General features: G+C 44.4%; 22 protein-coding genes and 1 pseudogene. 14 read left to right on the top strand and 9 right to left on the bottom strand.

The genetic code is table 11. The features are described 5' to 3' along the window. Positions 1 to 9 precede the first annotated feature (9 nt). Entirely contained in the window at positions 10 to 996 is a 987-nt protein-coding gene (locus AB4307_RS03290) for a LacI family DNA-binding transcriptional regulator (RefSeq protein ID WP_017067468.1), read from the bottom strand. 234 nt (positions 997 to 1230) lie between these two features. On the opposite strand from AB4307_RS03290, the gene AB4307_RS03285 reads away from it, so the two are divergent. The 3 genes from AB4307_RS03285 (at position 1231) to AB4307_RS03275 (ending at position 5267) form a co-directional block, all read left to right on the top strand. Next, on the top strand, positions 1231 to 2670 hold the full coding sequence (locus tag AB4307_RS03285; RefSeq protein ID WP_017064972.1) for a sucrose-specific PTS transporter subunit IIBC: 1440 nt from the start codon (positions 1231 to 1233) through the stop codon (positions 2668 to 2670). A gap of 195 nt (positions 2671 to 2865) precedes the next feature. Further along, positions 2866 to 3825 carry a fructokinase gene (cscK, locus tag AB4307_RS03280; RefSeq protein WP_017061624.1) on the top strand — a complete coding sequence of 320 codons (960 nt, stop codon included), beginning with the start codon at positions 2866 to 2868 and terminating at the stop codon, positions 3823 to 3825. Next, positions 3822 to 5267 carry a sucrose-6-phosphate hydrolase gene (locus AB4307_RS03275; protein ID WP_372098091.1) on the top strand — a complete coding sequence of 482 codons (1446 nt, stop codon included), beginning with the start codon at positions 3822 to 3824 and terminating at the stop codon, positions 5265 to 5267. Before cscK ends, AB4307_RS03275 begins: the two co-directional genes overlap by 4 nt. 145 nt (positions 5268 to 5412) lie before the next feature. On the opposite strand, the gene AB4307_RS03270 is transcribed toward AB4307_RS03275, so the two are convergent. Beyond that, positions 5413 to 6855: an AGE family epimerase/isomerase gene (locus AB4307_RS03270; protein WP_372131104.1), complete on the bottom strand. Its 1443-nt coding sequence runs from the start codon at positions 6853 to 6855 to the stop codon at positions 5413 to 5415. Between the two features lie 143 nt (positions 6856 to 6998). Continuing rightward, a complete protein-coding gene (locus AB4307_RS03265; protein WP_017069761.1) occupies positions 6999 to 7646 on the bottom strand; it encodes a glutathione S-transferase family protein in 648 nt (215 codons plus the stop codon). A 112-nt stretch (positions 7647 to 7758) separates the two neighbouring features. Between AB4307_RS03265 and AB4307_RS03260 the strand changes: the two genes are divergently transcribed. Continuing rightward, a complete protein-coding gene (locus tag AB4307_RS03260) occupies positions 7759 to 8610 on the top strand; it encodes a LysR family transcriptional regulator (protein ID WP_102428694.1) in 852 nt (283 codons plus the stop codon). A gap of 15 nt (positions 8611 to 8625) precedes the next feature. Here the strand turns inward: AB4307_RS03260 and AB4307_RS03255 are convergent. The 3 genes and pseudogenes from AB4307_RS03255 to AB4307_RS03245 form a co-directional block, all read right to left on the bottom strand. Beyond that, a pseudogene (locus AB4307_RS03255) lies at positions 8626 to 9615 on the bottom strand (sigma-54-dependent Fis family transcriptional regulator); the annotation flags it as partial. 237 nt (positions 9616 to 9852) lie between these two features. Beyond that, entirely contained in the window at positions 9853 to 10590 is a 738-nt protein-coding gene (locus AB4307_RS03250; RefSeq protein ID WP_372131102.1) for an NUDIX domain-containing protein, read from the bottom strand. A 224-nt stretch (positions 10591 to 10814) separates the two neighbouring features. Next, a complete protein-coding gene (locus AB4307_RS03245; protein WP_017061631.1) occupies positions 10815 to 11216 on the bottom strand; it encodes a hypothetical protein in 402 nt (133 codons plus the stop codon). A 306-nt stretch (positions 11217 to 11522) separates the two neighbouring features. On the opposite strand from AB4307_RS03245, the gene AB4307_RS03240 reads away from it, so the two are divergent. Further along, positions 11523 to 12605, top strand: coding sequence for an aminotransferase class I/II-fold pyridoxal phosphate-dependent enzyme (locus tag AB4307_RS03240; protein ID WP_372073858.1), 1083 nt, complete (start codon positions 11523 to 11525; stop codon positions 12603 to 12605). A 77-nt stretch (positions 12606 to 12682) separates the two neighbouring features. On the opposite strand, the gene fghA is transcribed toward AB4307_RS03240, so the two are convergent. Together fghA and AB4307_RS03230 are read right to left on the bottom strand one after the other, a co-directional pair. Next, positions 12683 to 13522, bottom strand: coding sequence for an S-formylglutathione hydrolase (fghA, locus tag AB4307_RS03235; RefSeq protein ID WP_017061633.1), 840 nt, complete (start codon positions 13520 to 13522; stop codon positions 12683 to 12685). A 154-nt stretch (positions 13523 to 13676) separates the two neighbouring features. After that, positions 13677 to 14825: an S-(hydroxymethyl)glutathione dehydrogenase/class III alcohol dehydrogenase gene (locus AB4307_RS03230; protein ID WP_372131100.1), complete on the bottom strand. Its 1149-nt coding sequence runs from the start codon at positions 14823 to 14825 to the stop codon at positions 13677 to 13679. A 320-nt stretch (positions 14826 to 15145) separates the two neighbouring features. Here AB4307_RS03230 and AB4307_RS03225 point away from each other — a divergent pair, with 320 nt between their 5' ends. The 5 genes from AB4307_RS03225 to AB4307_RS03205 all read left to right on the top strand — a co-directional run bounded on the left by AB4307_RS03225 (position 15146) and on the right by AB4307_RS03205 (position 20456). After that, positions 15146 to 15490: a DMT family transporter gene (locus AB4307_RS03225; protein ID WP_017061635.1), complete on the top strand. Its 345-nt coding sequence runs from the start codon at positions 15146 to 15148 to the stop codon at positions 15488 to 15490. Between the two features lie 232 nt (positions 15491 to 15722). After that, complete coding sequence (gene pflB, locus AB4307_RS03220) at positions 15723 to 18020, top strand: formate C-acetyltransferase (RefSeq protein ID WP_372131098.1); 2298 nt, start codon at positions 15723 to 15725, stop codon at positions 18018 to 18020. Positions 18021 to 18621: 601 nt separating this feature from the next. After that, positions 18622 to 19155 carry a hypothetical protein gene (locus tag AB4307_RS03215; RefSeq protein WP_372131096.1) on the top strand — a complete coding sequence of 178 codons (534 nt, stop codon included), beginning with the start codon at positions 18622 to 18624 and terminating at the stop codon, positions 19153 to 19155. Positions 19156 to 19756: 601 nt separating this feature from the next. Next, positions 19757 to 19939, top strand: a complete 183-nt coding sequence (locus tag AB4307_RS03210) for a hypothetical protein (RefSeq protein WP_371693141.1) — start codon at positions 19757 to 19759, stop codon at positions 19937 to 19939. A 7-nt stretch (positions 19940 to 19946) separates the two neighbouring features. Then, complete coding sequence (locus AB4307_RS03205) at positions 19947 to 20456, top strand: hypothetical protein (RefSeq protein WP_371693143.1); 510 nt, start codon at positions 19947 to 19949, stop codon at positions 20454 to 20456. Between the two features lie 102 nt (positions 20457 to 20558). Here AB4307_RS03205 and AB4307_RS03200 read toward each other — a convergent pair whose 3' ends face one another. Beyond that, positions 20559 to 20933 carry a regulator gene (locus AB4307_RS03200; protein ID WP_372131153.1) on the bottom strand — a complete coding sequence of 125 codons (375 nt, stop codon included), beginning with the start codon at positions 20931 to 20933 and terminating at the stop codon, positions 20559 to 20561. A 359-nt stretch (positions 20934 to 21292) separates the two neighbouring features. On the opposite strand from AB4307_RS03200, the gene folK reads away from it, so the two are divergent. The 4 genes from folK to folM all read left to right on the top strand — a co-directional run bounded on the left by folK (position 21293) and on the right by folM (position 23629). Next, on the top strand, positions 21293 to 21790 hold the full coding sequence (folK, locus tag AB4307_RS03195; RefSeq protein ID WP_102320872.1) for a 2-amino-4-hydroxy-6-hydroxymethyldihydropteridine diphosphokinase: 498 nt from the start codon (positions 21293 to 21295) through the stop codon (positions 21788 to 21790). A 97-nt stretch (positions 21791 to 21887) separates the two neighbouring features. After that, positions 21888 to 22259: a dihydroneopterin triphosphate 2'-epimerase gene (gene folX, locus AB4307_RS03190; protein WP_372131094.1), complete on the top strand. Its 372-nt coding sequence runs from the start codon at positions 21888 to 21890 to the stop codon at positions 22257 to 22259. Between the two features lie 18 nt (positions 22260 to 22277). Continuing rightward, positions 22278 to 22916 carry a GTP cyclohydrolase I FolE gene (gene folE, locus AB4307_RS03185; protein WP_048611743.1) on the top strand — a complete coding sequence of 213 codons (639 nt, stop codon included), beginning with the start codon at positions 22278 to 22280 and terminating at the stop codon, positions 22914 to 22916. Further along, positions 22913 to 23629 (top strand): dihydromonapterin reductase, encoded by a 717-nt coding sequence (gene folM, locus AB4307_RS03180; protein ID WP_372131092.1) that lies wholly within the window; start codon positions 22913 to 22915, stop codon positions 23627 to 23629. Before folE ends, folM begins: the two co-directional genes overlap by 4 nt. The last annotated feature ends 33 nt before the right edge of the window (positions 23630 to 23662 follow it).

Here is a 23662-nt window from a genome sequence, read left to right as displayed (position 1 = left end):
AATAAATCGCTAGCAAGACTCTCGGTCAATAGTGGTGAAGGTCAACACCATCTTGCTCATTTCAAAGCCTTTTTTCTCAATACGGTCGAGTAGCAGCTTGGCTCCATTTTCTCCCGCTTTATCAAACGCATAGTTAAACGTAGACAGCGTTGGTGTGCATACTGAAGCAAGTTCATCATCACCCACGCCGAGTACCAAGACATCCTTTCCTGGAACGAGGCCCGCTTCTTGAATTGCTCTGATCGCACCGATTGCGATACGGTCAGTGGCGCAGAATAGGCCGTCGAGCTTGGTGTGCTCCTTGAGATACTGCTTCGCCAGTTGGTAACCTGATTCTATGGTGAAGTCGCCACGGGCGTGAAATTGCAGTGTGAGGTCGTTAAATTGAAGCGATTGAGCGAAGCCTTCCGATCTCATCTTATCAACCGCAATATCATCACCTTGCACACCGATGAATCCCATATGCTTACAAGCTTTCGCTATGAGGCGATTACCCGCTTCAAACCCTACGCGAGTGTCGTCGTGCACAATGCTTGGGATGTTAAACATTGACCCGTCTTGACCAACCAATACCACGGGTACGGCAGAGCTTTGAATCGCTTTGACTAATTGGTTGTCGAGGTGGGTCGCGTACAGGATGATGCCTTCAACACGCTTCTGGTTAAATATCTGAATATATTCAAGTTCTTTATGGTGTGTTTGGTGTGTGCTCGCTAATAATACATGCTTGCCCGCTTGCTCTAAGACGGCGGTTAAACCATCGACACCCTGAGAGGTGGCATGGGAAGAAACCCTAGGAACAATCACGCCAACCAGGTTGGTTTTTTGGGACTTTAAGTCTTTAGCGACTTGGTTTGGGAGATAGCCACACTCTTCAACCGCTTTACGCACCTTCACCTTGGTCGCGTCTTTTACGCCATACTCATCATTGATTACTCTTGAAACCGTCGACTTGGAAACTCCAGCGAGACGAGCGACATCATGAAGACTAGCCATTATTCATTATCCAATTGTAATTTTAGTTTTGGGATTGTTTGCAAACAGAGCATCAAATTTACCTGTTATTAGGGGATTTTAACCCTGTCTTCTTATCCTAGGGAGATAATTTGAAGATCATTCTCACACTATTGAGCAGTTATCTTTGATCATTTGTTATTTCTAGGCAAAAATTTATTTTGCAAACGTTCCCGAAAATTCAAAAGCTCAAATGATAATCCAATGGGGTATGTAATGAATTATCCAAAAATAGCAAAAGAGCTGCTTTCTCTATTAGGTGGTAAAAGTAATATCACCGCACTCGCACACTGCGCGACTCGTCTGCGTCTTGCGGTTGCAGACCAAGATAAAATTGATGAACAGGCGATTGATAACCTAGAAGGGGTTAAGGGCCAGTTTAAAGTGGCAGGTCAATATCAGATCATCTTTGGCTCAGGCATCGTAAACCAAGTTTATGCTGAGTTGGCTAAGCTGACTGAAATGACGGAAATGTCGACCAACGATGTGGCGTCTGCAGGTGCTGACAACCAAAATATCCTGCAACGCGCGGTGAAAGGCCTGTCTGATATTTTTGTACCAATCATTCCGGCGATTGTTGCTGGTGGTTTGTTGATGGGTATCTACAACCTATTGACGGCTCAAGGCTTATTCATTGATGGCAAATCTTTAATCGACGCTAATCCGGGTTTGACCGACTTAGCAAACATGATCAATACATTTGCTAATGCTCCTTTTGTGTACTTACCTATTTTATTAGCATTTTCAGCGAGTAAGAAGTTTGGTGGTAACCCATACCTTGGCGCGGCTTTAGGTATGTTGATGGTTCACCCAGACTTGCTTAACGGCTGGGGCTTCGGTGGCGCATCAGTGTCGGGCAGCATTCCGGTTTGGAACATTTTAGGTTTCGAAATCGAGAAAGTAGGCTATCAAGGTTCAGTACTACCCGTTCTTGTTTCTGCGTTTATTCTAGCGAAAGTTGAGCTTGGGCTGCGTAAAGTTATTCCTTCGGTTCTGGATAACTTGCTAACGCCGCTATTGGCGATTTTCATAACTGGTTTGTTAACATTCACGATTGTTGGTCCATTTACTCGTGATATCGGCTTCCTGCTTGGTGACGGCCTAAATTGGTTATACAACAGTGCTGGCTTCATTGGCGGTGCGGTGTTTGGTTTGATTTATGCGCCGTTTGTTATTACTGGTATGCACCATAGCTTTATTGCTATTGAAACTCAGCTGCTTGCGGATATCGCAACGACTGGCGGTACGTTCATCTTCCCTATCGCGGCGATGTCTAACGTGTCACAAGGTGCAGCGGCACTGGCGGTTGGTTTCATGAGTAAAGATAAGAAAATGAAAGGTATCGCGATTCCTTCTGGTGTGACTGGCTTGCTTGGTATTACTGAACCTGCAATGTTCGGTGTGAACTTGAAGCTTCGCTATCCATTCATTGCTGCGGTTTGTGCCGCTGCGATTTCAAGCGCGTTTATCACGATGTTCAATGTGAAAGCACAAGCACTGGGTGCGGCGGGTATTCCTGGCATCATCTCAATATCACCAGAAAAGATTGGCTACTACGTGGTAGGTATGATTATCGCGTTCGTGACTGCCTTTGCTCTGACCGTTGTTTTAGGTCTGCGCGAGCGCAGCAAGCAAAACATTAAAGCAACAGCTTAACGTTTCTCCCTAGAAGTGAAGCCCCCCTTTTCACTTCATTTCCTAAGCTTTGGGGTGCTAGCTAGGTGATTTGGCTTAGCTAGCCTTTTTATATTTTTACATGACAGCGTGAAGTGTCACCTTGCTTTTGGTTGCTACTGCTTTCGATTGCCATCGCTTTCGGTTGTCATGATTTTCAGTTTTAAGGTAAGAAAGATGAATCAAGTTTGGGTAACTGGAGACGCCGTCGTCGACCTCATTCCGGAGACTGACGCGACATTATTGAAATGTCCGGGCGGTGCGCCTGCTAATGTCGCGGTAGCGATTTCTCGCCTTTTAGGCAAAAGCGCATTTTTTGGCCGAGTGGGTAACGATCCGTTTGGCACTTTTATGGAAGTGACTCTGCAAAAGGAAGGTGTGAATACCGAGCGTTTGGTGAAGGACCCTGAACAACGCACGTCAACCGTGGTGGTCGATCTTGATGACCAAGGCGAGCGTAGCTTTACGTTTATGGTTAAGCCAAGTGCCGACCAGTTTATGTCTGTTGAAGACATTCCCGAATTTAAGAAAAACGAGTGGCTACACGTCTGCTCGATCTCTTTGGCTAATGAACCAAGCCGAAGCAGTACCTTCGAAGCGATCCGACGTATGAAAGCCGCGGGCGGTTACATCAGCTTCGATCCAAACCTTCGTGATGAAGTGTGGCAAAACCCATCTGAAATTAAGTCTGTGGTCATGAAAGCGGTTGAATTGGCTGATGTGGTTAAATTCTCAGAAGAAGAACTGGATTTCTTAACCGATTCAACTTCGATGGAACAAGGTTTGGCTAACATTGCAGATCTTAACAACACGCTTGTTCTGGTTACGCAGGGCGCGAAAGGCGTTTGGCGAGTATTTGAAAACCAAGGTGTGTTGATTTCAGGTCGCTCAGTGACGCCAGTGGATACCACGGGTGCAGGCGATGCTTTTGTTGGCGGTTTGCTTGCAAAGCTTTCTCAAGATGATGAGTGGAACAATCAACAAGTCGTCGATTCTGCAATTCAGTGGGCGAATGGGTGTGGTGCACTGGCGACCACGCAAAAAGGCGCAATGACCGCACTTCCAACGCAAGAAGCTCTTACTCAGTTTATTCAAAAAGACTCTTCAAATACGAATGCCGTAGAGGAGAGTGTATGAGTTTGAACTCGAACTGGACAGTAGAGCAAAGATATCGCCGTATAGAAGATATTTCTCTAGAGAGTATTGATGCGATGGTAGAGCTTCGCAAACAAGACTCTGGCTATCCAAGCTACCATATTGCGCCTAAGTTTGGTCTGCTTAATGATCCGAATGGTCTGTGTTTCTTTAATGGTGAACACCACCTATTTTACCAATGGACGCCAGTTGGCCCCGTCCATGGTATGAAGTACTGGTACCACCTTTCTACCAAAGACTTCGTTCATTTCGAAGACCACGGCATTGGCTTGCACCCAGACCAAGATTACGACTCTCACGGTGTTTACTCTGGTGGTGCATTGGTTGAAAACGACAATGCATTGTTGTTTTTTACAGGTAACAAGCGCGACGGAAATTGGTTGCGAGTGCCAACTCAATGTTTTGCCAAGATGACTGCTGACGGCAAAATAGAAAAGCACGGCGTGGTTATCGAAAACGATCACTACACCGAACATTTCCGCGACCCAAAAGTGTGGAAACAGGGCGGCGATTATCTGATGGTTGTGGGTGCTCAAACGCCTCAAAATACTGGCTCTATGGCGCTATATTGCAGCCGAGACCTGATGAATTGGCAGCACAAAGGTCCAATTCAAACTCGTTACAACAACCTTGGCTATATGTGGGAATGCCCAGATTTCTTTGAAATAGAGAATCAGTCGGTGATGCTGTTTTCTCCACAAGGTGTGTCTAGCGAAAATCCATACGATTTCAAAAATATCTACTCGGTGGCTTATATCGTCGGTGACCGCCTAAATCTCGATTCGGTAGAACTGGAAAACCACCAAGATATTGCGCAGCCAGATTATGGCTTCGATTTCTATGCACCACAGACTTATTTAGATGATACAGGCCGCCGTATTCTGATTGCTTGGATTGGTCTGCCTGAGATTGATACACCATCTAATGAGTATCAGTGGGCGGGCATGTTGTCGTTACCACGCGAACTTCAAATCCAAGATGGCTATCTTGTTCAGTCTGCTTTACCTGAATTGAAAGCGCTACAGGGTGAAGCTGTGGTGGTTGAAAATGCTCTTGAATTGGATACAACCAGCTTCATGGTTGAGCTCGAAACGGATACTGACGAGTTTGAGTTTACACTTGCTAACGTTGCGGGTGATAACATCGTGTTCAGTGCTACAGAAAAGGAGTTCATGCTTGATCGCAGTAAGATGTCTCAGCTCTACGCGGAAGAGTTTGGCTCAGTGAGAAAAGCACCGAGGTTGAGCACCAAGCAAATCATCGAGGTTTATGTTGATAAGTCAGTGATCGAAATCTTTATCAATGGCGGTAAGCACACAATGACCAGCCGTTTCTTCATTGATGACTTGAGTTCATTGTCGATGACTGGTGACGTGAACACCGTTTATCACTCGATGAACCCAATTAAAGGGTTGGACAACTAACCTCCGCTTATCTCCATCAAGAAAGCCGCTGATCATCAACAGCGGCTTTTGTTTGGTCTGCGACATCACTATTGTGCTAACTCTTTGACCTTGTCCATTCCCCGTAGCCCTGAATCTCAAGTCCATTTAGAACAAACAACCAACGCTAAGGTCGAATGTTATTGAAACTGACCTTCTGCGTTCCGTCATCTTTATTCAATAGCTCCACCACATCGCCTTGATAGTAATACGGTTCCATTGGCATCTCGCTGTTGGTCGGCCTTGCGTAATGCAATATTGCTGGCTTCGCGTCAACTTGCTGAGCGAACAAATAGCCAATCAGCGCATGTTCAAACTGGTGATAACCGTTGCCCCAATGGAAAGCTTTGGTGCGTTTTGGGTCAAGCCCGACACCGCCGTATTTGTGGTCGACCCATACATCATGAAAGGTCGGTAACGTGTATTGCAGGACGTCTTTCATCGAACCATCGACAAGTGAAACCGTCATTGCTGCTTGATTAAGCTCCGCCCATTCCCATGATGAAGCCCAATTTGTGTCTGGTCTGCTTTGCCAGCCAGTAATCTCTCGTCCTTGCCATGCCTTCTGAAGCTTGCCACCAAAGTATTGGGATACATCGGTGAAGTCTTTCTGGTATTGCGCTTGGGCTAAAGTGTGCTTTATCCCTTGCATACCGAACTCTTTCCATTCTGAGTTATCCAGAGTTTGTCCGGTAAGGTAAGTCATCCAATATGCTTTGATGGTGTGCCCAAAATCATTGTGATTGGCGTTCGGCATCATGGCTGCTTTGCTGTGAATGGCGCCGTAGAATCGTTGTTCATCTTCAGAATGGTATTGGTCAATCATGGCTTGCGTGAGCCAGTTTAAGTCATCAAGCCATTTTGATTTGATGGGCTCTTTGAGCAGAGGAGCGACTAACAACAGGTAGCCGTTTATTTGATCAAGTTGCGCAACCAGTTCACGTCGTTTTGCACTGCCATCTTCACCGTCGGCGAGTACCCAAGCAAGACCGCTGTTGTCGCTAAGTCGATATTTATCAAAGATAAAAGCTTGTTGGGCGATGAGTGCTTCTTCTACCTTTTTGTCTTGAGTCAGGTAGTAGTACATGGCAAGGCCAACTAATGCATACGCTTGATCTTGAGAAGTACGCTGCTGCCAATTCTGGCCTACTTTTCCCTCTTTTGTGTAGCCGATAAAGCCGCCGTTTTGCTTATCTTCTAGCTGGTCAATGATGTAGTAGGCTCCTTGCTTGGCAAGCGCTAAAGCCTGCTTATCGCCACTAAGGTGGTAGAGCACGCCATAGGCATAAGTTTGACGTGACTTCATCCGCGTAAACTCTTTGCCAAAGTGTGGCGTGATCCAGCCTTTGTTTAGTTCATGGCACACATCAGAAACATCGAGCAAGGTACCGTCATCACAGCGGAAAGTAGGGAAGTTGCCTATCGGATCCCCTTGAGCGCTAGGCATCAACCAGTAAGGTGCAAGCCCTTCAGTCGCATGGTTGAGCCACTCTTCTCCAGAAGGAAGATGGGCGTTGGCAGATACGGCGAAGCTAGTAATACTGAGTAATGCGATCGTTGCTCGTAACATGATGTTTATCTTAACTATTTGAATTTCTTTGAATATAAACAATCACATCTGCACATTGTGATTAGGCGATCACAATCGACCAAATTACTAAGGTTTAGATAAAAGCTCACAGACTAGTGAGCTTTGGAAGGGTGTCTTGTATTTTATACTGGCTTGCCCGCCTCATCTTCTTCAACCACATCGGTTTCTAAGCTTGCCTCTGCCAGCCATTTTTGTATTGATGGACTGTTAAGCACACGTTGTTGATACTGCGATGCCTTTTCGGAAAGTTGTATTCCATAGGTTTCTACGCGCAATGCGACGGGTGCAAACATCGCATCGGCAATCGACCATTCACCAAATAACCATCCCTCTGGGTATTGTTCCATTTGTGCAGACCATATTGCATCAATACGAGCGATGTCTTTCAGTGCGTCTTCACTCAGTGTGAGCTTTCGTTGTGCGCGGCAGTTCATCGGCATTTCATTTCTGACGGCAAAGAACCCAGAGTGCATCTCGGCGGAAATTGCTCGGGCATGGGCGCGTTCTTTCACTGAGCTAGGCCACGCTGCACCGTCCAAATAGGCATCGTTAACGTATTCGAGAATCGCCAATGAATCCCACACCGCAACATTACCATCAACTAGGGTTGGAACCTTGGCCGTTGGCGTCACTTTCGCCAGAGTGTCGTAAAAATCAGAGGTGAACAGCTTGAGCTTGATGACTTCTGCATTCAGGTTGTAGTTGTCGAATATTAGCCATGCGCGCAGTGACCAAGTTGAGTAGTTCTGGTTTCCAATATAAAGCTGCATAGTTGCTTCCTTGCGTTTAGTGGGTATGTATTTAGGGGTATGCATTTGAGATTAGGGGATTGTATTGCGGCGCACTAACGGATAATTTTGATGCAATACATTAACAAAAACGATGGGTGGTGATTTCAATATGGATATTGATGCTTTGCGAGGCTTTCTCGCGTTTGTAGAAACCAGTAGTTTCACTCGTGCAGCGAAACAGATAAATCGCACCCAATCGGCATTCAGTGCTCAGATGCGTAAGTTGGAAGAAGAACTCAACGTCACTCTTTTCCAGAAAGAAGGACGTAATTTAATACTGACTGAAGCTGGCTTAGCGCTGCGATCTCATGCCGAACAGTTGGTCGCCCTTCACAATACCGCACTTAAGCAAGTAAAGCGTTACGAAGACAAACAACCTCTGCGACTCGGCTGCCCTGAAGACTACAATGACACCATTCTGCCGAAAGTGATTCGCCTGTTGCAGAAAGCAGAACCCACCTGTTCAATCCAAATATTCAGCCTGCCCAGCATTACGCTGAGAGAGTGGTTGGATGACGGCAGGCTTGATGCGGCGATTGTCACCCGAGCGCCCGATAGTGAAGAGGGTTACTGGCTCACTCATGATATCGGAGTATGGATAAGCAGCCCTGATTATGTGTTCGATGAGTCTAAACCAGTGCCATTAGCCTTGTTTCAGACCGATTGTAAGTACCACGCCGCGGCAGTGAATGGCTTAACCAAGCAGGGCACGCCTTATCAGTTATTGGCGTGTAGCAATACTGCTTCAGCGCAGCGAGCGATCGTTAAAGCTGGATTAGCCATTGGCGCGATGGGTAAGCTGAGCGTGACTTCAGATTTGAGAATCCTCGATGATATGCCACCGTTGCCTTCGGTCGATATTGTGCTGATCCTAGCGACCAAGCATCACCCGGTATTGGATAAAGAAGTGCTCAATCAACTTGTGGAGCTGGGTTCTGAGTAGCTTAGGTTCATCTTCCTATTGGAGGATTCCCAAGCTTTTCAATTTTCGATAAATGGTATTGCGGCTGATGCCGAGTATTCGAGATGTCTTGCTGATGTTGCCTTGGTTCGCTTGATACGTTTGCAACAAGGTATCTTCAACGGTACTTCTTAGATCGTTATTCGTTGCACCTTTGATGGCATTAGGAGTCGTCAGTTGATGCTGATTATCGTGTGCTAATGACGTGAGATGTTGAGCAAGGTGGCTGGGCACATGCTCGAGTGTGAGTTGGGGTTCATCACTTGCTAATAGAGCAGCAACCTTAAGTAAGTTGTCTAATTCGCGGATATTACCCGGCCAAGAATAGGCGCACAGTAAGCTCATCAAGTGCGGGCAGATTGTCTGTTCGTCTTCGGCGTATTTACGATGAATGTGCTCGATTAAAGCGTGCTTGTCTTGTCGGTGTTGTAGGCTTGGCAAGGTGAAGGCTAAGCCATTGAGTCTGTAATACAGGTCTTGCCTAAACTCACCTGTTGCGACTAACTGCTCGAGGTTTTTGTGAGTTGCAGCGATGATCTGACAATCGACTTGATAGCTTTGATTAGAACCAACTGGCACCACGGATTTGTCTTGCAGAACATGCAGTAGTCGGCACTGAGCTTCTAAAGGCATGTCGGCGATCTCATCTAGAAATAGAATCCCTTTATCTGCTTGACGGATCTTACCTTGGAAGCCCTTGTGGCTTGCTCCCGTAAAGGCGCCCGGCGCGTAACCAAACAGTTCAGATTCGATAAGGTCTTTAGGCAGCGCGCCACAATTTACCGCTACCAAGGGCGAAGACTTACGCTGGCTTTGCTTGTGCAGCGCTTTAACAAACTCGCCTTTGCCAACTCCTGTTTCTCCTAAGATCAACAAACTGATCCCTTTATCGATTACCTTGTTGGCTTGCTGCCAAGCGTGTTCGATTTGTTGCTCGCCATGGTGCAAATCACACGATGCTGAAATGGAGCGCGTGCGTTTGGTGGTTATAAGAAATCCGGCATCGGCCGTGAGACACATAAGATGATGCTCGATCACTACCAAAATACTAAGAACCTGTTGATCAGCTACGATACTAACCCACTAGGATTTTTCTAAAATAGATAGGTTCTAGAACAGTCTATTAGGAAGTCACTAGCAACGAGATGGCTTAAACAATACAAGTAAAATGAAAAGCAAAACGCCAAGTTCTTATGAGCTTGGCGTTTTTATATTTGAATCGCTCTAGTTTTGCGAAAAGAAGATCTCGGGCTTGTGGACTGGGCCATAGTTGCCTTCTAACTGAGTGAGTTCTAATCCTTGTTTGCCTATCAAAGAGCCGACTAACTGGCGGTTGAACGGGTAGCTGTCGGGGTTGTTAATATACTCTTCAACATCAATCCATTTAGCTTCTGCAATTTCATCTGTGTCTTGAATCGCAATCTCTTGAGTTTGAGCGATAAGGTGACAAACAAAGTAGAGGTTAGACTTTCCGAATTGATACGGGTGTCTCGTCGCCATGCCAACCACTGAAACGAACGTGGCTTCGATGCCAGTCTCTTCTAAGGTTTCTCGAACCACGGATTCTTCAATGCCTTCACCCAACTCAATATGACCGCCCGGTAATTTGTAGCCCGTCATGCCGTGTTCTTTAATCATCAGCACTTGGTTGTGTTCGTTAGTGATTAACGCGCCAGCACCCAAGGTGTGGGTCGGAATGAAAGGCACAAACTCTACAATCTCGGATTTGTGGGTCAGCGTAATCTCGTCTTCTAAGCAGTTGTGAAACACAAAGCCAAGCTCAGTCGCCACCGGAATAAGGTGCGAGAGTGAAATAGGTAAGCTAATCCAAATAATGCCTTTGCTATTCTGCTTTGAAAATTCGGTGATCTCGCTGAGTTCGGCATTGAATGAGTCAACATCGTGAGGGGCTGTTGCTGGGTCAATGATGATGCCGTTAAATTTGTCGAGCGTAAATTCCACGGGTGATCCTTTATTATTTTGATTTATTGGGCGTCGAGCATGGTCTGAGCTTATCGTATCTAAAGAGCTTATAACACCTTGAGAGCAAGGGCAGCAGTGAATCAAAAGTAGGCAATGCAGTTTATGTCGAACGGGTCGGGATAAGTGGAGGGTGTTGCTAGAAACAAAAACTGCGCTTGGAAGCCAAAGCGCAGTTTTAAAATGAGGTTTATTGCAGTTCGATTTTAACGAATATAGTTCGCGTTAATACTCACGTACCAGTGTTGAAGCTTGCCATCAGATTTCTTGATCCACAAATCGTTGGTGTAGCTATCAATCTTGCCGTTAACCGTAAGGTTGAATGTGTTCTCGTCGAATTCGCCAAGCTTCACGAACTGGTCCGTGGTAATCAGGAATGGGTCCATGTCGTCTACACCAACCACATCTGAAATCACATAGTAGTGGTAAGTCAGCGGCTTGCTCGCATCATTCGGGTTGCTGCGATACGCAACAAGCTTGAATGGTTCCGTTAATGGAACGTCGAGCGTTTGCTTGTCCATGGTCGCTGGAATTGGAATAAACAGCCAAGCGGTAAACAGACCGCTCAATAAAACCATCAGGAAGAAAAGAGTCTTAATTGCTTTCATAGCAACCTTCAAAATATGGGGGATGTTAATGGGGCTATGGTAACTAGGGAGAGTAAAGATGCAAGCTCTGTTATTACCCTATCTTATCTCAGCTTAATCTAGCGCAAAGAAAGCGGTTCGGTTAACTCGAAATGTAAACACGAGTGCTTAACTCTTGATTATGGCTTAAGAGAATTCGTTATTTGAACCAATCTTGGTTTTTAACCAGTCTCTCGAAACAAGGCGAAGAACTGTCGCGAAATGACCTATATAGATAAAATTCAGTACGATAAGAATAGCGCATGAATATTTTTTGAGCGTTTTCTTATGCATTTAAATCCACGGTTAAGTGGCGAATACCATTCTTATGTCGATCACTCATTTCGTATCGATTGTTCACTTGGCTCCAATCCATTTGGCGCACCAGAAATTCCTGAACATGTGATCAAAGATATTATCTACGGTATTGATAAGTACTATTGCCACAGGGAGCTTTCGGAGCTGACTTATCTGACTCGCCAGTTTATTGGGATTGAAGATTGTCGTATTACGTACACCACGGGCTCTCTTGGGGCGCTAGAACTTATCTTCAATAAACTTATCGATCACAACAATCGCACCATGATAGGCATTGGCCCTCAGTTTGTTGAAGCAGTATCAGAGTTCACTTTGGTGGGCGGGAAGTACCAGTCCATCAACATGTTTGATTATCAAAACGAGTCGGATCTGTTCGGTGTGTTGGCATCAAAAATAAGCAGTCAAAATCCTGCCTTGGTGTATATCGATAATCCCAACAACCCAACGGGTCGAATCTACGACAGAGCTTATCTGGTCGAGATAGCGAGAGTATGTGAGCGTTCTGGCGCTATTTTGATTGTCGACGAGGCATATGGTGAATACCTGACCCCTGAGCAGTCTATGCTCGATCAGACCTTAGTCTTGGACAACTTAATAGTTTTACGAACCTTTTCTAAAGGTTTAGGGCTCGCTGGGATTCGACTCGGTTACTTAGCCAGCAGTGAAAACCTGACTTCTGCAATCGAAGCTGCGGTGAGTGTGTTCACGCCGACTTACCCCTCAATAAAAATCGCATCGGCGACCTTACCCAATGCAAAACACTTCTTAGAAATGAACCGCAGCAAAACTGAATACTTTAAGCAGCAAATGATCGGCTTGTTGTCTGAGAACAATATTGAGGTGGTTGGCACGTCAATATCGACGCCCATTATGTTGTTGAAAAAGAGAGGAACTCACCTTTCAAAGCTATTTGAGAGTATCGGTATTAAGACATGTTCGGGTGTCGATTTTGCTATTACGTGCGACGCGATGACTGAAGAGTATGTTCGATTACGAATTGTTGGCAATGATATAGATTTAGAAGCGTTAAAGCAGCGTATTCAGCAGTTATAAAAGCAACCGTTATAAAATCAGTAGGCATAAAAAAGCCCGCACCTTGCGTTTACAAAGTGCGGGCTAAATTCATCTGGCTACTTGTTTAAGTAAGCAGCATGGAACTCAATGTGTTCATCAATAAAGCTAGAGATGAAGTAGTAGCTGTGGTCGTAACCAGGCTGCATACGTAGATCTAAATCGGCATTGGTTACCTTAGCGGCTTCGACTAATTGCTCAGGTTTAAGCTGTTCAATCAGGAAGTTATCGGCTTCACCTTGGTCGACCAACATTGGCAGTTTAGTGCCTTTGGTTTTTAGAAGCTCAGAGGCATCGTAGTGTTTCCACTCTTCAATATCCAAGCCTAGGTATTGGTTGAAGGCTTTTTGTCCCCAAGGGCATTGCATTGGGTTGGTGATTGGGCTGAATGCAGAGATAGAACGGTAGCTATCTTCGTTTTTAATGCCAATCGTTAGGGCACCATGTCCGCCCATGCTGTGACCAGAAATCGATTTTACGGATGTAACAGGGAAGAACGACTCAATTAATGCAGGGAGCTCTGTTACCACGTAATCGTACATGTGGTAATGGCTGTCCCATGGCGCTTGAGTGGCATTCACATAGAAGCCTGCACCTTGGCCGAGATCGTAATTTTCATCGTCGGCAACACCTTCGCCACGTGGGCTAGTGTCTGGTGCAACAATCGCGATGCCTTGCTCAGCCGCGGCTTTGAAAGCGCCGGCTTTTTGCATGAAGTTTTCATCGGTACAGGTTAAGCCTGACAACCAATACAAAACAGGAACTGGGTTTTCTTTGCTTGCGTTAGGTGGCAAGAAAATCGCAAAACGCATGTTGCAGTCAAGCGTTGCAGAAAAGTGGGTGTATTGTTTGTGCCAACCACCAGCAACCTTTGCTTGGCTAATGTTTTCGATTGTCATCTATTGTGCTCCGTTAGGTTGATGGTTTGGGAGTAAATTTGTCTATATAACATAAAGTTTCACCACCCACCGGGCAGGAGGTGGTGAAGACAGTTTGTTGCTATTCATTTGTAGCTGTGGCCTCGATGCTCGAAAGAATCGAGGCCAAGATGTGTTACTTATCCATGTGTAGAACAGTACGGATAGATTCACCTTTATGCATTAGGTCGAATGCTTCGTTTACGTCTTGCAGACCCATTGTATGAGTGATGAACTCTTGAAGACCAAACTCACCCGCCATGTAACGGTTTACGATTTCTGGAAGCTCAGAGCGGCCTTTAACACCACCGAAAGCAGAACCACGCCATACACGACCTGTTACTAGTTGGAATGGACGAGTTGCGATCTCTTGACCTGCGCCTGCAACACCGATGATTACAGATTCGCCCCAACCTTTGTGACAACATTCAAGCGCTTGACGCATCACGTTTACGTTACCAATACATTCGAAAGAGTACTCAACACCACCGTCTGTCATCTCAACGATAACGTCTTGGATTGGCTTGTCGTAGTTCATTGGGTTGATGCAGTCAGTCGCGCCAAGTTGTTTCGCTAGCTCGAATTTGCTCTCGTTGATGTCAACACCGATGATGCGGTTAGCACCAGCCATGCGAGCACCAATGATTGCAGAAAGACCGATACCGCCAAGGCCGAATACAGCAACGTTGTCGCCTTTTTCAACTTTAGCTGTGTTAAGTACCGCGCCCATACCTGTTGTTACACCACAACCTAGAAGACAAACTTCTTCAAGTGGTGCTTCTTTGCTTACTTTCGCGAGAGAGATTTCTGGAAGTACAGTGTACTCAGAGAAAGTAGAGCAACCCATGTAATGGAAAATTGTTTCGCCATTGATAGAGAAGCGGCTTGTACCGTCTGGCATTAGGCCTTTACCTTGCGTTTCACGAACGGCTTGGCATAGGTTAGTTTTACCAGATTTACAGAACTTACATTCGCCACATTCTGCTGTGTAAAGTGGGATAACGTGGTCGCCAATCTCAACACTTGTAACGCCTTCGCCGATCATCTCAACGATACCGCCACCTTCGTGACCAAGAATTGAAGGGAAGATACCTTCTGGATCGTCACCTGATAATGTGAATGCGTCAGTGTGACAAACACCAGTAGCAACGATGCGAACTAGAACCTCACCAGCTTTAGGAAGTTGTACATCAACTTCTTCCATTTTTAGTGGCTCGCCAGCTGCCCATGCAACCATTGCTTTTGATTTGATATGCGTTTGACCAGGTTTAATTTCGATTGTCATTGGATGTTTCCTATATGTCAGTACAGCGGATAACTGTGCAATTAAATTCAACCCGTTAAGCGTAGTTGAGCTTAATTGTTTCCGCTCTCTCGTTTTGTTGGAGCTAGTATAGGTGTGAGTGCATGTTTTGATAATCCCCTTAAATAGAAAATGATTATTACGTATTTGTAATAATAGAGCATTTAGGTTCCTCGTGTTAACCGAAAGTCACACTTAAGAATTTTTAAGGTACGTCATAATAATTGCTTACTGAAAATCACATGAATTGGAAATAAAACTACAATATTCTGAGCGCCGTATTTAATGTTGTGGACTCATACATGCTTTTATCTCTTCCGCCTCCAGTGATGCTGTCACTTGCCATCGTGCTTGAAGTTGTCGCGACTTCTTTATTGCCTAAAACGCAGCAATTTACTTCCCTTCCTGCGACCGCCGCAGTACTCGTCGGTTATGGCTTTGCTTTTTATCTGTTGTCTCTCACGGTTCAAACCATGTCTTTGGGTGTGGCGTATGCGATTTGGTGTGGCGCAGGGATAGTGTTGGTCGCGGCGTTGTCTTGGTTGGTCTACGGGCAAAAGCTAGACATCTACGCGATCATTGGCATCGCTTTGATTCTGTCTGGTGTGGTGGTCATTAACCTGTTTTCAACGTCGGTGAGTCACTAAGAGTCTATTTCCTACTTCTGAAGGAACAAACTAATTGGAATCTAGAGCAGTTAGCCTTCAACTTAAGGTATTGAATATAATATAGTAATTCCAATAAATGCATTTTGTGCATGTATTTTATGAAAACAGCTCACTTTACTCATAGATTGGTCGGTTTAGTATAGCCAGCAGAAACCTATGATTATAAATAATCATAGATATTATCTGTTTATCAATAACTTAGGGGGTCATTATGACTATTCCGACAACCGATATGATGGAAGCTTGGACGGGATTTCAAGCTGGCGACTGGCAAACATCCGTTAATGCACGTGATTTTATTCAGCGAAACTACACCCCTTATGAAGGCGATGAATCTTTTCTTGCGGACGTGTCGGAGTCGACGACACAGCTATGGGAATCTGTGCTAGAAGGTATTAAAGAAGAAAGCCGCACTCATGCCCCTGTCGATTTTGATACTGATATCGTTTCCACTATTACCTCACACGATGCAGGTTACATTGCAAAAAACCTCGAAAAAATCGTGGGTCTACAAACCGATAAACCACTGAAACGCGGCATCATCGCTAATGGTGGTATTCGAATGGTGAAAACGTCGTGCGAAGTGTACGGTCGTGAATTAGAGCCACAGATCGAAAAGATCTTCACTGAGTACCGCAAAACGCATAACCAAGTAGCGTTCGATCTTTATACCGACGAAATTAAAGCATGTCGCCGCTCTGGTATTATTACTGGTCTGCCGGATGCTTATGGTCGTGGACGCATTATCGGCGACTACCGTCGTCTTGCTTTGTACGGTATCGACTTCCTAAAATCAGACAAAAATGAGCAATTCAAATCGACTCAGAAGATGCTTGAAACGGGTGGTGATTTAGATAAGACATTGCGTCTACGTGAAGAGCTTACTGATCAAATTCGTGCCCTTGATGAAATGCGAGAAATGGGTTTGAAGTACGGCATTGATATGTCTTCTCCTGCTCGTACTGCGCAAGAAGCAATCCAGTTTACCTATTTTGGCTACTTAGCTGCGGTTAAGTCTCAAAATGGTGCTGCGATGTCGCTAGGCCGCACATCAACCTTCCTAGATGTTTACATCGAACGTGACCTTAAACTTGGTCTGATTGATGAGAAACAAGCGCAAGAGTTGATTGACCATTTCATCATGAAGCTTCGTATGGTTCGTTTCTTACGCACTCCTGAATACGATTCATTGTTCTCTGGCGACCCAATTTGGGCAACAGAAGCAATGGCTGGTATGGGCGTTGATGGTCGTACTCTGGTTAGCAAAACGACTTTCCGCTACTTGCACACATTGCACACGATGGGCCCAGCACCAGAGCCGAACATGACGGTTCTATGGTCTGAACAACTGCCTATCGCGTTTAAACAATACGCGGCTAAAGTGTCTATCGAAACCTCATCACTTCAGTATGAGAACGATGATCTAATGCGTGCGGATTTTGATAATGACGATTACGCGATTGCGTGTTGTGTGAGCCCACAGGTGGTTGGCCAACATATGCAGTTCTTTGGTGCTCGTGCAAACCTTGCTAAAGCGTTGCTTTACACCATTAACGGTGGTGTTGATGAAAAATCTAACATGCAGGTTGGTCCTCAAGTTGCTCGTATCGAAGATGAAGTTCTCGATTTTGACCACTTAATGCCTCGCTTTGATGACATGATGGATTGGCTTGCAACGCAATACGTCACTGCGTTGAACGTGATCCATTACTCGCATGACCGTTACAGCTATGAAGCATCGTTAATGGCATTGATGGATCGCGATGTTCATCGCACAATGGCTTGTGGTATTGCAGGGCTGTCGGTTGTTGCTGACTCGTTAGCGGCTATCAAATACGCGAAGGTAACACCAGTACGTAACGAAGGTGGCATCGCTGTCGATTTTGAGATTGAAGGCGAATATCCGAAATTTGGCAACAACGATTCACGTGTCGATGATATTGCTTGTGATTTGGTTGAACGTTTTATGAAGAAAATTCAGAAAATGAACACCTACCGTGAAGCGGTTCCAACTCAATCTATCCTTACGATTACTTCAAACGTTGTATATGGTAAAAAAACTGGTAACACACCAGATGGTCGCCGCGCAGGTATGCCATTTGGCCCGGGCGCAAACCCAATGCACGGTCGTGACGAGAAAGGTGCGGTTGCTTCACTTTCTTCAGTTGCCAAACTGCCGTTTGAATTCGCTAAAGATGGTATTTCTTACACCTTCTCAATCGTACCAAATGCACTAGGTAAAGATGACTTAAGCCAAAAAGTGAACCTAGCAGCACTAATGGATGGTTACTTCCACCACGAGGAAAATGCAGGTTCGATTCGTGTTGAGGGTGGACAGCACCTTAACGTGAACGTGCTTAACCGTGACATGTTGTTGGATGCCGTCGAACATCCAGAAAAATACCCACAGTTAACCATCCGAGTCTCGGGTTACGCAGTACGATTCAACTCGCTAACACGTGAGCAGCAACAAGATGTAATTAGCCGTACGTTTACTGCTAAGATCTAACCGTAAACTTCAAGTTATACGGTCCTAAAAAGCGCGAGAATGACATCCGTTTCTCGCGCTTTTTTGTGCGTGGAGTATGGCGCTAATGATGTCGTTGGGCGTCGCGTTGTCTTGGCTAGTATATGGGCAAAACCGATATTTACGCGGTGATTGGAATTACTTTGATGCTTTTTTTGGGGGGATTCGCTTGTTTTTTATGTCAGAGATCACTAGGAGCTCTAACTTATCTTTGCCCCGTTATTTGGTAGACCTTTTACTCATTCACATCCTGTTCATGGGGTTTTGCCCTACTAGAAATTATCCATTCTTCTAATGCTGTTCGTCGTGAATTCCCGGTGTTGTATCACGGGGGTAAATTCGACCTATCTATCAGCATTCACACAACCCTGCTCTAGTTGCAAGCTTGCGCGCTAGAATCATGCCCTAGACCGGATAGAGCTACACTAGAGTTTATTAAGATTACGCCTACTTCGTTCCATAACCCATTGTTCATAAAGCAAAAGGTTTAGTAGAATTGCTTTATTAAGAGCTGGATGGAAACGTTCTGGATTTAAGCAGGCAAAGTATCTGTCTAATAGAGTTTACCCATAGGAGAAATGTCATGACTGTAGAGGCTGCGGAATCTTTTCGATATACCTCGGAAGTATTTAGCCTTTTTCAAACGTTACTTGGTGCTGGAATTGCCTTTGGTGCTGCATATGTCAGTGCCAAATACACTAAAGATAGAGAGTCTTTAGTAGCCCTTTCAGCTAGAGAAAGGGAAAGAATAGAGCGTATTTATTATTTGTTAGTATTGGTTAGGAAAGATTTACTTGAAGACTCTAAGCAGTGTTTGACTCATATCAACTGTCAAACGGGTCATCAAGTTAAGTCGGCTCCCGATTTTCCACCACTTCTTGAGATCGAAATGTTGGTTGGTTTGTACTTTCCTGCTCTAGATGAAAATTTGAATAAGCTTAATTCTAGTGTTATTGACTTCTCTACAAACAAAATTGATTTTTTCTTAAAGAATTACGAATCTGCACCAAAGTCCTTAAGGCAAGAGGATAGTAGTAAAATTGTGGGCTTGACTATGATGTTTAACGCTGCGTATAAGGAGTTTCAAACGAAACTAAAAGACTTATCAAAGGTATAACAAGCATTTGATATAAATGTAAATATCAATTTGACCTAGCTATCAGCTCTCGCTTTGGCAGTTTTAGTGGTAATCTTATGCTCTGATGCGTTACTTTAGTTAGACAGAATTTCCTACATTTTTCGTCAACTTGCCTCATTTCAATCATCAAGCATTGTTATAAAAAGTTAAATCTTAGTAACATCGCATTGACGAGAGCTAGATAGGAAGCTCTAGACTATCAATCGTATTATTCAGGGACATGATATGGAATTACCAAGAGTTAAAGCGAAAACAATCGAGTTATTAGAAGTTCAATTCGATCAAAAATTTTCAGAATCTAGCCTGTCCGCTCGACACTATAGCTTCACTAGTGCAGACTATGATTTTTCCTTTTCAACTTGGCTAGTAAACAATATAACCGAAAGCCAGTTAACTAATCGAATTACTCTTTGTCTCAGTAAGGCTAGTGAGGTTTTGAAGCCAAACACACACTTTCAGTTCGACGAGGATGGTCGACTCTATATCGTATAGATTGAATTATTGAAAGATATGCAATAGAATTACGATTGTATATACCTCGGTAAAGTATGAGGTATTTGTAGCGTTAAGGGTTAATATTATGACTATTACAAGCGTAAAATCATCGTTCTCTTTTGAAAATGACTCTAAGCTATTGTTAAATAGAGCTAAAAGCGATGATAAAGTTTCAATGAACTTAAAAGGTTCTAAGGCTGAACGCATGGCTCAGTTTATGAAACTGCACGCCCAAAAAGCTCAAGAGCTTCAATTAGCTAAAGCATAAGGAATATATGCCAGCAAAAGTATTTTATCACGTTGATTTTTATAACGGAGATTGGCGCTGCGATAAGTTTTCAGATTTTGGTAAGTTAACCACGGGTGAAGCCCTTAGATTGGCAGAGTTCGTTACAACAGTTGAAGACGGCGACGTTCTTCCTGGTAAAAATAAGGAATCTTGGCTGAGGGACGATGGTACTGAGATATCTGAACGTATCGGTTATCGCACGAATAAATTGTGGCACTATCACGCAGGTCCTTACTCTCAGGCCATAGATCCAATTAGATCAGACCTTATTCGAAATCGAAACGTTGATGGGCATCGTTCCGGTCCAGTTGTCCATTATAAGTGGCTGGACCCCAGTGTAAAATCCGAACTTTTGATTTTGGCATTTAGTCCTCAACATACCCCATTCCCTGTCCCACGTAACAACCCCAATCATCTAGATCAACGTGGCGGCATCCTTTTAAACAAAGCGAGTAAAATAGTAGAAGCTATTCCATCTACTGAAGATACGGATTAGTGCATACTCTGCTATACAAACGACAAGACAATTATTATAGATACTCAACACTTGGCATCCGTCTCAAGGTTGGGTTTCGTTGTTATTAGATGTTATAAATTGTCAAACTGAATTCTTGATACTTGCTATAGCTCTTGCAAGGCTCAACAAGTGAGTTGAAGTCTTTATTTCTAGTTCCGACTGAATCCCCAATAGTGCAATTCCTGCTAATATTTGTTGAGGCATAACTACTTGTCCGGTTGGCAGCTCCATCCTGTCATACAACATTTTGAATTGTCCCCACTCTTCACAAATACTGAGTTCCCGACCTTTTGCCATTCTCATGAGCCTTTTGCACTCAGGTGGGATTGGGTTTCCTTCATCCCAACCTGTGACTGTTCTCACAGTTTTAAAACACAGTTCAGCAACCTCTTCCTTCGTCATTTGGCACTCTAACTCTCGAAAAATGTAATTCTTACTCATTTCGCGACACTTCACAGATAAAACCCCTAAATACAAGAGGTTGCACCTTATTGATAAGATATGCACCATTGAGCATAAGCAGGCAAAGTGCGCACTGTACGAAGGCGTACAAATTTGCAAGTTTGCCTTATAAAAAGTTATTCATGAATTGCTAATGTTCGATTTTTCGAAAATGATTTTTGTCCAGAGCCTTCATAAGCTGAATTTTTACCCGTGGTACTTCCTAGTTCGAAAGTCCCTCTTTCCAACTTAGAACCGATCTCAATATGAGTTGTCGGGAGATTTTCATTTACCCTCCCGACATCAAACGGATACATAGCTGATCTTCCTAGCGACTTACAACGTAAGAGGTTAGCTAAAAGGGAGAAAACAATATGTCCACCGTCTATGTCAGCATCGGAAGCAACATTAACCGCGAACATCACATCACAGAATCTCTCAAAGCGTTGAATAGTCACTTTGCACCTCTGAACATTTCTAATTTCTACGATTGTGAGCCTGTTGGTTTTGAAGGGGACAACTTCCTAAACCTAGTCGCAGGGTTTGAATGTGACCTTTCTATCGCTGAACTGGCTAAGGTTCTGCATCAAATCGAATTAGAAAATGACCGCAAGCGAGAAACTAAAGAATATGCCTCGCGCACGATGGATATCGATATCCTTCTTTACGGTAACGAAGTAGGCATTATTGATGGAGTAGAGCTGCCTCGAGGTGAAATCACCGAGTACGCTTTTGTGCTTCGACCGTTAGTTGATGTTGCCGCGCAAGAACTTCATCCCACTCTAGATATCTCTTTTCAGCATCTCTGGAACAACTTCGATCAGCTGAGTCAGAAAACCGAACTTATACCGTTCGAGGTCAGCTTCACTTAGTCCCTGTAACTGCTTTAAACAGAACGCTTGAGCTTTATTGATCTTTTCTTCTAACAGGCACGTAACTCACTCTACCTTCTAAGGATCGGAAACTGTTATGAATCACAATGCGATTATCACCATCACAAATCTCAGATTAAGAACCTTCATCGGCTTCAACGAAGAAGAAAAAACCAAGCAGCAAGACATCGTCATAAATGCGGAGATCCATTATCCCGCGAACAACCTTTGCCTCTCTGATGATGTGGAGAACGCACTTAACTACAAAAATATCTGCAAAAACATTATTGAACATGTTGAATCTGGACGGTTTCTGCTTTTAGAAAAGTTAACCAGCGACGTACTCGGTATTTGTATCGACCATTCATGGGTTCGATACGCTCAGGTGAGAATTGACAAGCCTCATGCTCTACGTTTCGCCGATTCCGTCTCGCTCACCCTGAGCTATGAAGCAGAACTTGAAGATTAACTCATAAGGAGCGACTCAATGCTAACCACAGAAGCTGAAAAAGTAAGAGAAGCTTTGCTCGAAAAGGGGCTTGAAACCCCGATGACATCGAGCGAAATGAACCCCGACCAGAAGTACAACCGCATCAAAGGGCTTTTGACGGAAGTTGTCAGTACGCTCGGGCTGGATTTAACCGATGACAGTCTCGCTGAAACACCTCATCGCATTGCAAAGATGTACGTTCACGAGATATTTTCAGGGCTCGACTACAATAACTTCCCCAAAATTAGTGTTATCGACAACAAAATGTCAGTTGATGAAATGGTTAAGGTATCGGATATAGATTTAACTTCGACGTGCGAACATCACTTCATCACCATCGATGGTTTAGCACAAGTGGCTTATATCCCAGAATCCAAGATTCTTGGGCTATCTAAAATAAACCGTATTGTTCGATTCTTTGCTCAGCGTCCGCAGGTTCAAGAACGCCTTACACAGCAAATCCTGGTCGCGATACAGGCTCTGGTTGAAACAGAAAATGTGGCTGTGACGATTAAAGCAACTCACTACTGCGTTAAATCGAGAGGCGTTATGGACGCTAACTCTGAAACCACCACAACCGCGCTTGGTGGCAGTTTCAAAACTAACCCTCAAACTAGAGCTGAGTTTTTACGATGAGTGAAACGATTCTAATAACTGGAGTGGGGAAGCGTTTAGGATTCGCTCTGGCGCAGCAACTTATATCTGACGGATACAAAGTCGTTGGCACTTACCGAAGCGACTATCCCCAGCTGAAAATACTGCGCGACAGTGGAGCCGACTTACAACAGGTAGACTTTTATCAACAAAGCAGCCTAGAGGGCTTTCTTCATTACGTTGGTCAAGAATATAAGACACTTCGTGCCATCATACATAACGCTTCCGACTGGCAACCGGAGAACAAAAAAAATCCCAGTGAAAACGCATTACAAATCATGCACCAGATGATGACGATTCACGCCACCGTGCCTTATCTGGTTAATTTAATGCTCAAAGACCAACTAATGTCTAGCGATAAAACGTCGGACATCATCCACATCAGTGATTACGTTGCGGAAAAAGGCAGTAAAAAACACATCGCTTACGCGGCCAGTAAAGCCGCACTCAACAACTTGACGCTGTCGTTCTCAGCGATGCTGGCTCCCAAGGTGAAAGTCAATACTCTCTCTCCTGCCATGATAAAATTCAATGAACATGATGACGAGGCGTACAAAACCAAAGCTCTGAAAAAAGCACTGATTCCCTCAGAGGCAGGCTTTGAAGAAGTGATAGATGGCATTAAGTTTGTTTTGGCTAGTCACTATATGACAGGAAGGACTTTGCACCTTGATGGCGGCAGGCACTTGAAGTGAAGTTCATGCGTTGTGATCTTGAGGCAGGATAGT

Origin of the sequence: Vibrio sp. 10N.261.52.C2 (assembly GCF_041471425.1) — a bacterium.
GTDB lineage: Bacteria > Pseudomonadota > Gammaproteobacteria > Enterobacterales > Vibrionaceae > Vibrio > Vibrio crassostreae_C.
Note: the sequence above shows the minus strand (reverse complement) of the source record. Positions and strands in the feature narration are given on the sequence as shown.

Bases quoted from the DNA above. Each gene is read 5' to 3' on its own strand.
- pflB (WP_372131098.1), top strand. From the start codon at position 15,723: ATGACTATTCCGACAACCGATATGATGGAAGCTTGGACGGGATTTCAA.
- AB4307_RS03265 (WP_017069761.1), bottom strand. From the start codon at position 7,646: ATGCAGCTTTATATTGGAAACCAGAACTACTCAACTTGGTCACTGCGC.
- AB4307_RS03210 (WP_371693141.1), top strand. From the start codon at position 19,757: ATGACTATTACAAGCGTAAAATCATCGTTCTCTTTTGAAAATGACTCT.
- fghA (WP_017061633.1), bottom strand. From the start codon at position 13,522: ATGACAATCGAAAACATTAGCCAAGCAAAGGTTGCTGGTGGTTGGCAC.
- AB4307_RS03285 (WP_017064972.1), top strand. From the start codon at position 1,231: ATGAATTATCCAAAAATAGCAAAAGAGCTGCTTTCTCTATTAGGTGGT.
- cscK (WP_017061624.1), top strand. From the start codon at position 2,866: ATGAATCAAGTTTGGGTAACTGGAGACGCCGTCGTCGACCTCATTCCG.
- AB4307_RS03205 (WP_371693143.1), top strand. From the start codon at position 19,947: ATGCCAGCAAAAGTATTTTATCACGTTGATTTTTATAACGGAGATTGG.
- AB4307_RS03275 (WP_372098091.1), top strand. From the start codon at position 3,822: ATGAGTTTGAACTCGAACTGGACAGTAGAGCAAAGATATCGCCGTATA.
- AB4307_RS03270 (WP_372131104.1), bottom strand. From the start codon at position 6,855: ATGTTACGAGCAACGATCGCATTACTCAGTATTACTAGCTTCGCCGTA.
- AB4307_RS03245 (WP_017061631.1), bottom strand. From the start codon at position 11,216: ATGAAAGCAATTAAGACTCTTTTCTTCCTGATGGTTTTATTGAGCGGT.
- AB4307_RS03230 (WP_372131100.1), bottom strand. From the start codon at position 14,825: ATGACAATCGAAATTAAACCTGGTCAAACGCATATCAAATCAAAAGCA.
- AB4307_RS03260 (WP_102428694.1), top strand. From the start codon at position 7,759: ATGGGTGGTGATTTCAATATGGATATTGATGCTTTGCGAGGCTTTCTC.
- folM (WP_372131092.1), top strand. From the start codon at position 22,913: ATGAGTGAAACGATTCTAATAACTGGAGTGGGGAAGCGTTTAGGATTC.
- AB4307_RS03240 (WP_372073858.1), top strand. From the start codon at position 11,523: ATGCATTTAAATCCACGGTTAAGTGGCGAATACCATTCTTATGTCGAT.
- AB4307_RS03225 (WP_017061635.1), top strand. From the start codon at position 15,146: ATGCTTTTATCTCTTCCGCCTCCAGTGATGCTGTCACTTGCCATCGTG.
- folX (WP_372131094.1), top strand. From the start codon at position 21,888: ATGAATCACAATGCGATTATCACCATCACAAATCTCAGATTAAGAACC.
- folK (WP_102320872.1), top strand. From the start codon at position 21,293: ATGTCCACCGTCTATGTCAGCATCGGAAGCAACATTAACCGCGAACAT.
- AB4307_RS03290 (WP_017067468.1), bottom strand. From the start codon at position 996: ATGGCTAGTCTTCATGATGTCGCTCGTCTCGCTGGAGTTTCCAAGTCG.
- folE (WP_048611743.1), top strand. From the start codon at position 22,278: ATGCTAACCACAGAAGCTGAAAAAGTAAGAGAAGCTTTGCTCGAAAAG.
- AB4307_RS03215 (WP_372131096.1), top strand. From the start codon at position 18,622: ATGACTGTAGAGGCTGCGGAATCTTTTCGATATACCTCGGAAGTATTT.